We start from the raw sequence: 7,630 nt of genomic DNA on the forward strand, positions 1-7,630 counted from the left end.
CGTTCTTGTCGGTGCCGTCGGCAACAATGACTGGGTGACCGACACCGCCGCGACCCGCAAAGCGCGCGGTGCGTTCTTCACCCCGCCGGAGATCACCCGCTACCTGACCCGGTGGGCGGTGCGGACGCCCGCCGACGCGGTTTTCGAACCCGCCGCGGGGGAGGCGGCCTTCCTGGTCGAGGCGGTGACCCGGCTCGGCGAGCTGGGCGCCGCGGACCCTTCGGTCGACGGCGTGGAACTGCACCCGGCCAGCGCCGCCACGGCCCGTAGACGCGTCGCCGATGCCGGCGGCAAGGCCCAGATCAGGACCGCCGACTTCTTCTCGATCCCGCCGAAGCCGCGCTACACCGCGGTGATCGGTAACCCGCCCTACATCCGCTACCAGGATTTCCGCGGCCAGGCCAGGGCCCAGTCGCGCCGGGCCGCGCTCACCGCGGGGGTCGCGCTGTCGGGTCTGGCGTCGAGCTGGGCGGCGTTCACCGTGCACGCCGCGCTGTTCCTGCGGTCCGGCGGCCGGATGGCGCTGGTGCTGCCCGCCGAGCTGCTGAGCGTCAATTACGCGGCGGCGGTGCGCAAGTTCCTGTTCGACCGGTTCGCCACGGTCGAGCTGGTGATGTTCGATGAGCAGGTGTTCCCCGAGGCCGAGGCGGATGTGGTGCTGCTGCTGGCCGACGGCTTCGACGAGGGTCCGTCCGGGCACGCCGTCATCCACCGCGCCCGCAACGCCGAGTCGCTGACGGCCGAACTGGCGCAACGGAGTTGGTCGCCACGCGATCCGGCGGACAAGTGGATCAGCGGGCTCATCGGCAACGGGCCGGTCGATGAGTTGCACGCGCTGCACACCGCGGGTGATTTCACGCCGTTGGAGAGTTGGGCCGACACTACGCTGGGGATGGTGACCGGGAACAACGGTTATTTCGCGTTGTCCCCGCAACGGGTCCGCGAGCTGGGCCTGCGGCGCGCGGATGTGCTGCCGCTGTCCCCGCCGGGCAGCGCCCACCTTCGCGGGCTCACCCTCTCCGGTGACCAGCTGAGACGGCTGGGGGAGGACGGCAAATCGGTGCACCTGTTCCGGCCGACGGGACGGCTCGCCGCGGCCGCGCAGCGCTACGTCGACGCCGGTCACGCCGCGGGAGTGCACCTGGCCTACAAGTGCCGAGTGCGCCGACCGTGGTACCAGGTACCGCTCGTCGAACCCGCCGACTTACTGCTGACCTGCATGAACGCCGACACGCCACGGCTGGTCACCAACCGGGCCATGGCCCATCACCTCAACTCGGTGCACGGGGTGTATCTGCGTGACGGGCTGGGCGGGCTCGGGCGCGACCTGCTGCCGCTGGCGTCGCTGAACTCGGTGACCCTGCTGCACGCCGAGATGGTCGGCCGCTCCTACGGCGGGGGCATCCTGAAGATCGAACCCCGCGAGGCCGACCGGTGGTTGGTGCCGGCCCCGCAGTTGATCAGCGCCAGGGCCGCGCCATTGCGCGCTGCGCGGCGCCGGGTGGGCGCGCTGCTGGACCGCGGTGAGCTGATCGATGCGGTCCGCACGGTCGACGACGCTCTCGGCCTGTCGTCCCAGACGGCCCTGGAATCCGTTCGCGCCGCGCATCATTCATTGGCCACCCGGCGAACGGTAAGGTCGCGGCGTGCCCGCTGAACCATCGACCAAGGCCACCGCATGGGCGATATTCGACCGGATCGTGGCCGACGCCGCCCCTGCTGGTCAGCACACCAACCCGTGGGTGCGCCGCGACGGCGCGGTCAGCTACGCCCCGGATTTCCGGGTGCTGCGCAAACTGCTCGGGGTGCCGCTGTATCTGAACGCGCCGTCGACCACCGGGGTGCCCGCTCTGGCGCTCGATGTGTGGCTCGCCTACGAGTTGCGCCGGGCCGGGTTCGACCGGGATGCGGTCTGGCCCAGGCCGGCCGATCCGCGGATCATGCCCGGCGCCATCGCCAACCTGCTCGCCGCGCTCCCGCAGCGCGAGCGGGCGCTGATCGAACAGCGGCTGCGGCGGTCGATGAAGGGCGTGGCCGGATCCAGCGCCAGCGTGCTGGGCAAGCACTACATGAAACAGGTCGACGTGGTGATGTCGGACTGGGACACCGGCCCCGAGTTGCTGATCAGCACCAAGCGGATGGACTCCAGCTTCGGGAAGAACGCGGCCAACCGGGTCGAGGAGAGCTACGGGGACGCCAAGAATCTGCGGCTGCGTCACCCGCTGGCCGCGCTCGGCTTCGTCTACGGTCTGCGCTCCACCATCCTCGACACCGAACCCGACAAGGCGGAATGGCTGATCGACTTGCTGGGCAAGCTCGGCACCGAGGATGACGCCTATCACGCCGTGGCGCTGGTGATGATCGACCACGACGCCGAGGTGGCCGAGGCCAGCGATGAGGTCGACAGCCTCGAAAAGGCGGAACCCGACACCCTTTTCGAGATCGTGGATGTGGCGACCGCCGCCGTGGACGAGGCCATGGCGGCGTTGCCCGACATCGCGATCCGTCACGACACCGTTCCGCCGCAGCTGCAGCCGTCGCGGTTCCTGGAGATCATGGTGTCGCGGGTCATCGACATCTCACCGGTGACCCGCCACCGCGAGGCGCGGCGCCGACGCGCCCACGCTCCCGAGGGCTGACCCTTCGCCGAGTTCGACGAAAGTGTTGCAAAACCGCAGCGCGAGCAGCAGTTTCGTCGGATTCGCGGGTAAGGCGGCCCGGGCTAGCCGATCCGCGAGCTGGCCTTGGCCCTCGCGCTCCACCGGCCGTCCTGGTAGCCGACCGTCACCGGATGGGCGAAGGCCGTCGTCACGTTGTCGGTGGTGACGGTGTCGAGTGCCGGTCCGCTCGCCACGGTCCGGCCATGTGCGATCAGCAGCGCATGGGTCGTGGTGGTGGGGAGCTCCTCCAGGTGATGGGTCACCAGGATCGAGGCCATCTCCGGATGTGAGTCATCCAGGGTGTCAAGTGTTTCCAGCAGCTGTTCGCGGGCCGCGACATCCAGGCCGGTGGTGGGTTCGTCGAGCAGCAGCAGTTCGGGATCGGAGATCAGCGCCCTGGCGATGAGGGTCCGGCCCCGTTCCCCCTGTGACAGGGTCGGCCACGTCGAGTCGGCCCGCTCCGACAGTCCGACGGTGTCGATCAGGTCCTCGGCGCGCCGCACCTGCGCCGGGCTGGGCACCCAGCGGGCCGCGGTGTCGATCGTGGCGGTGATCCCGGTCAGCACCACCTCGCGCACCGACAGCGGATACTGCAACCGGTGCCGGGGATTGACGTGGCCGATCGAACGGCGCAGCACGGCCAGATCGGTGCGGCCCATCTGGCCACCGAGGATCCGCACCGTTCCGGTCGTCGGAAAGGTCACGGCCGCACAGAACCCCAGCAGTGTGCTCTTGCCCGCCCCGTTGGGGCCGAGCAGCGCCCAATGCTCACCGGCCTGCACGGTGAGCGACATGCCGTCGATGATCTGCTTGCCGTCGCGGCGGAATGTCACGTCGGCGATATCGAGGACTGGTGTCATGTCAATGCCTCCTTCAATGCGGTCAGATGGGTTCGGCTGGCCGCGGCCGCGGCGTCGGCATCCCTGGCGGCGATCGATTCGAGGAGCCGCTCGTGGGCGGCGTGGTCGGCCGCCTCCGACGGCACCGGCCGGATCTTGAGCATGTCGATCATCGCCAGGCGCAGCCGGGGCAGAAAGGCGTCGAACAGCTGGGTCAGCACATCGTTGTGCGCGGCGGCGATCACCGCGCGGTGAAACGCCATATCGTCGTCGACATGGTCGGGGACCGTGCGGCCGTCGGCGCGGCGCGCGGCCAGGGTGCGGCGCAGCAGCCGGAGATCGGCCGGGGTGCGCCGGGTGGCGGCCAGGGCCGCGGCCTCGGCCTCGATGGCGATGCGGGCCTCGATCACCGATACGATCGTGGCCCGCCGCAGCACGGTGTCCCAGTCCTCGGCGGGATCCAGCGCGGTGACGAACACGCCCGCACCCTGCCTGCTGTCCAGCACACCTCTGCCGGCCAGCTCACGGATCGCCTCGCGTAGCGTCGAGCGGCCCACACCGAGTTGGGCGGCCAGCGTCGTCTCACCCGGCAGGCGGTGCCCCAGCCGCCATTCGCCGGCCCGGATGCGGTCCAGGAGCAGCGTCGCGGTCTGAGCCGCCAGGGGATGGCGACGCACCTGTGCGGACATGCTCAACCTCTCTACTTGTCTGAGGAGTTGGGTATAGTCTAGCCATCATGACGCGCGCGCTCCTGCTTAGCCGCCGCGGCGGGGCCTGAATCGACCGGCCCCCTGCCGTGGGGCTGAGTCGCGCCGGTCGAATCCACCCGACCGAAAGCGCCCGCGATGACCACCTCCGCATTTCCCACCATCGACACCCCGGCCGGGGATGTCCCGGCGAACGCACCGGCATGGAACCGGCAGCGCCGGTCGCAGATGCCCTGGCACCGCTACACCAACATCTACGACCGAGTCGAAGTCCCGTCCCCGCAACGATATTGGCCGGATGCCCGGATCACCGTGGCGCCGTTGTGGGTCCCGGTGGACCTGCGTGACGGCAACCAGGCACTGGCCGAGCCGATGGACCCGGCCCGCAAGCGCCGCCTCTTCGAACTGCTGGTGGCGATGGGCTACAAGGAGATCGAGGTCGGGTATCCGTCGGCATCCCAGACCGACTTCGACTTCGTCCGGCTGCTGGCCGAATCCGATATCGCCCCGCCCGATGTGACGATCGTGGTTTTCACTCCGGCCCGCCGTGATCTGATCGAGCGGACGGCCGAATCGGTGCGCGGCATCGGCAACGACGTCGTCATTCACATGTACGCCGCGACCGCCCCGGTGTGGCGGGATGTGGTGCTGGGCCAGGATCGTCACGATCTGCGCGAGCTGATCCTGGCCGGTGGCGCGATGTCCTCGAATTCACCGGTGACCGGCCCAATGTCCGGTTCGAGTTCTCGCCGGAGGTGTTCAACCTCACCGAACCCGACTATGTGCTCGAGCTGTGCGATGCGATGACCGGCCTGTGGCAGGCCACTCCGGACCGACCGGTCATCCTCAACCTGCCCGCCACCGTGGAGGTCGCGACCCCGAATGTGTACGCCGATCAGATCGAGTACATGCATCGCAGCCTGTCGCGCCGCGACGGTGTGATCCTGTCGGTGCACCCGCACAACGACCGTGGGACCGGAATCGCCTGCGCCGAACTGGCCGTCCTGGCCGGCGCCCAGCGGGTGGAGGGCTGCGTCCTGGGCAACGGCGAACGCACCGGCAACGTCGACATCGCCACCCTGGCGCTCAATCTGCATGCCCAGGGCGTGGACCCGATGATCGATTTCTCCGACATCGACGAGATCGCCAGGACCGTATCGCACTGCACCCGGATGCCGATTCACGAACGCCCCCCCTATGTCGGGGATCTGGTGCACACGGCGTTCTCCGGAACCCATCAGGACGCGATCAAGAAGGGTTTCGCCGAACACCGCGACCGGGCCGCCGCGCTCGGTCGCCCGGAGCATGAAGTCGACTGGCGGGTACCGTATCTGCCGATCGACCCGGCCGACATCGGGCGCACCTACGATGCGGTGATCCGGGTGAATTCACAATCGGGCAAGGGTGGCATCGCCTACCTGCTGCTGACCGGGTACGGATACGACCTGCCCCGGCGGCTGCAGATCGATTTCGCCCGCCGGGTCCAGGCCCGCACCGATACGAGCGGCGCGGAGGTCACCGCCGCCGAACTGTTGGACCAGTTCGAGGAGGCCTATCTGGGGTCCGGCGGGCCGGTCGAACTCAAGGACTGGCACACCGGCGGCGACGGGGCCGCGGCAGTCACCGAGCTGACCCTGGCCGTCGACGGGCGCACCGACACCAGCATCCACCGGGGGATCGGCCCGGTGGACGCGCTCACCCGGGCGCTGGCGGGGCTCGGCCGGCCGATCGAGGTGCTCAGCCTGACCCAGCAGTCGATCGGTAACACCGCGATCAGCTATCTGGAGTTCCGGTCGGCGGGCCGCCCGGCCTGGGCGTGTGGCCGTAGCGATTCGGTGCTCGGGGCGTCGATGGCGGCGGTGCTGCGCGCCGTCAACGCGCCGTCCCCGACATGGACCGGGCCGTCCGGCCGGATCCAGGTGTGACCCGCATCGACGACGGCAGTTTGCGCCAGGTCAGCTCGGCCGGATCGGCCGCCATCAGGCCCGGCGAGCGGGCCACCAGCACCGCCCTGGCGATCGGTGCGAAGTCTCCCCGGAAGTGCACGGAACTCTTCACCACGACGACCCGCTGGTCCTCGGGGTCGATGCCGACCATGCGGAACAGATTGCGGTCGAATACCTGTGTGCGACCGGATGTCACGACCACCCGGACGGCATCCGAACGCAGGCACGCGGTGGTGCCCAGGTCGACCTGTGTCCCGTTCAGCATCGGGCCGTCGAACCGGCACAGCCCGCCGGAGACCGCCTCCACGATGAACCGGCCCCGGACGGGTTCGTCGCCGGGCACCGCGGGCTCACCGCCGATGCTCAGGTCCACGCCGGCTCCGACCCCCGCCGCCAGGGCGGCCGCGGCCGCACCGGGGTCGGTGATCAACCCGATCGCGGTGGGCTCGGCGCTGCCCGTGGCGAGCAGGGCCCGCAGTAGGCCGGTGGTGCGCGCCGAACCACCGGCACCCGGATTGTCCTGGGTGTCGGCGATGATCACCGGACCCGTCCCCGGGGTGGCCAGCCCGAGTCGGATCGCTTCGGGCGGGTCGACCAGGGTGACCGCCCACTTGCCCTCGTCGGCGGTGACCTCCTGGTAGGTCTGATCGACCATCGCGGCGATCGCTGCGGCCCCACCGGAGCCGTAGCCCCACACGGTCGGCCCGCAGTCCGCGATATCGGCGGCCGGGAAACCCGCGGCGAAGGACAGGAAGGCGGTGTCGCCGCCGGTCGCGGCGAGCCGGCCGTAGATCGAACGGGCCGGTTCCAGGTCCGTGCAGCCCGAGTTGATCGGGATCAGGAACGGGACACGGCGCCACGCCAGCTCGAACCGCTCGCCGGAAGCGAGGCGGGCCAGCAGTGCCGCCGCGCGCGACCCGGTCTCGGCCATGTCGATGTGCGGGTAGGTGCGGTAGCAGACCAGGGCGTCGGCGCAGTCGAACATTCGCTCGGACACGTTGGCGTGCAGGTCGAGGCTCGCGACGATCGGCACCTCAGGTCCGACGGTCGCACGCAGCCGTGCCAACAGTTCGCCCTCGCCGTCGTCGTGGTGCTCGGCGACCATCGCCCCGTGCAGGTCCAGATACACCGCGTCCGGGGTCTGCGACCGGGCGGTGTCGACGATCTCTCCGACGATCCGCTCGAAGGTCTCGGCCTCCACCGGTCCGCTCGGGCTGGCCGCGGCCCACAGCACCGGCAGGACCGTCCAGTCCTGCCTGCGCGCCGCGGCCAGGAATCCGCCGGCCGGGATGTTGACGTGCTCCAGATCGAACAGGCCTGCACCACGGCGTAGGGACGGAAAGCCTTCCCCGTTCCTGAAATTGGCGTAGCGGGCGGGTTCGGGAGCGAAGGTGTTCGTCTCGTGCTGGAACCCGGCAACCAGAACTCTCATCGTGACCCCTCCATGTCTGCCGCGTTGACGTTCGATCTGCGCACCC

Annotated in this window: 5 protein-coding genes and 1 pseudogene; 3 read left to right on the forward strand and 3 right to left on the reverse strand. The window is 69.8% G+C overall.

Translation table 11 applies throughout. From position 1 onward, the window contains the following. Both ACWDTP_RS35865 and ACWDTP_RS35870 read left to right on the forward strand, forming a co-directional pair. Positions 1-1,657: HsdM family class I SAM-dependent methyltransferase (locus ACWDTP_RS35865; RefSeq protein WP_450027973.1), on the forward strand; the 1,657-nt coding region annotated here is incomplete at its 5' end. After that, positions 1,647-2,639, forward strand: coding sequence for a hypothetical protein (locus ACWDTP_RS35870; RefSeq protein WP_450027974.1), 993 nt, complete (start codon positions 1,647-1,649; stop codon positions 2,637-2,639). The genes ACWDTP_RS35865 and ACWDTP_RS35870, both read left to right, overlap by 11 nt. 83 nt (positions 2,640-2,722) lie before the next feature. Here the strand turns inward: ACWDTP_RS35870 and ACWDTP_RS35875 are convergent, their stop codons facing one another. Then, the gene (locus ACWDTP_RS35875) at positions 2,723-3,520 is read right to left on the reverse strand and encodes an ABC transporter ATP-binding protein (protein ID WP_450027975.1); all 798 of its coding nucleotides are present in this window, start codon (positions 3,518-3,520) and stop codon (positions 2,723-2,725) included. After that, entirely contained in the window at positions 3,517-4,188 is a 672-nt protein-coding gene (locus ACWDTP_RS35880; protein WP_450027976.1) for a FadR/GntR family transcriptional regulator, read from the reverse strand. Before ACWDTP_RS35880 ends, ACWDTP_RS35875 begins: the two co-directional genes overlap by 4 nt. A gap of 246 nt (positions 4,189-4,434) precedes the next feature. On the opposite strand from ACWDTP_RS35880, the pseudogene ACWDTP_RS35885 reads away from it, so the two are divergent. After that, positions 4,435-6,131, forward strand: a pseudogene (locus ACWDTP_RS35885) (2-isopropylmalate synthase). Here the strand turns inward: ACWDTP_RS35885 and ACWDTP_RS35890 are convergent. Further along, positions 6,079-7,584, reverse strand: coding sequence for a M81 family metallopeptidase (locus ACWDTP_RS35890; protein WP_450027977.1), 1,506 nt, complete (start codon positions 7,582-7,584; stop codon positions 6,079-6,081). The pseudogene ACWDTP_RS35885 and the gene ACWDTP_RS35890 overlap by 53 nt on opposite strands. Positions 7,585-7,630 lie beyond the last annotated feature (46 nt).

The organism is Mycobacterium sp. NPDC003449 (genome assembly GCF_053588415.1).

Excerpts from the sequence above, each read along its gene's own strand:
- ACWDTP_RS35875 (WP_450027975.1), bottom strand. The coding sequence starts at position 3,520 with ATGACACCAGTCCTCGATATCGCCGACGTGACATTCCGCCGCGACGGC.
- ACWDTP_RS35880 (WP_450027976.1), bottom strand. The coding sequence starts at position 4,188 with ATGTCCGCACAGGTGCGTCGCCATCCCCTGGCGGCTCAGACCGCGACG.
- ACWDTP_RS35890 (WP_450027977.1), bottom strand. The coding sequence starts at position 7,584 with ATGAGAGTTCTGGTTGCCGGGTTCCAGCACGAGACGAACACCTTCGCT.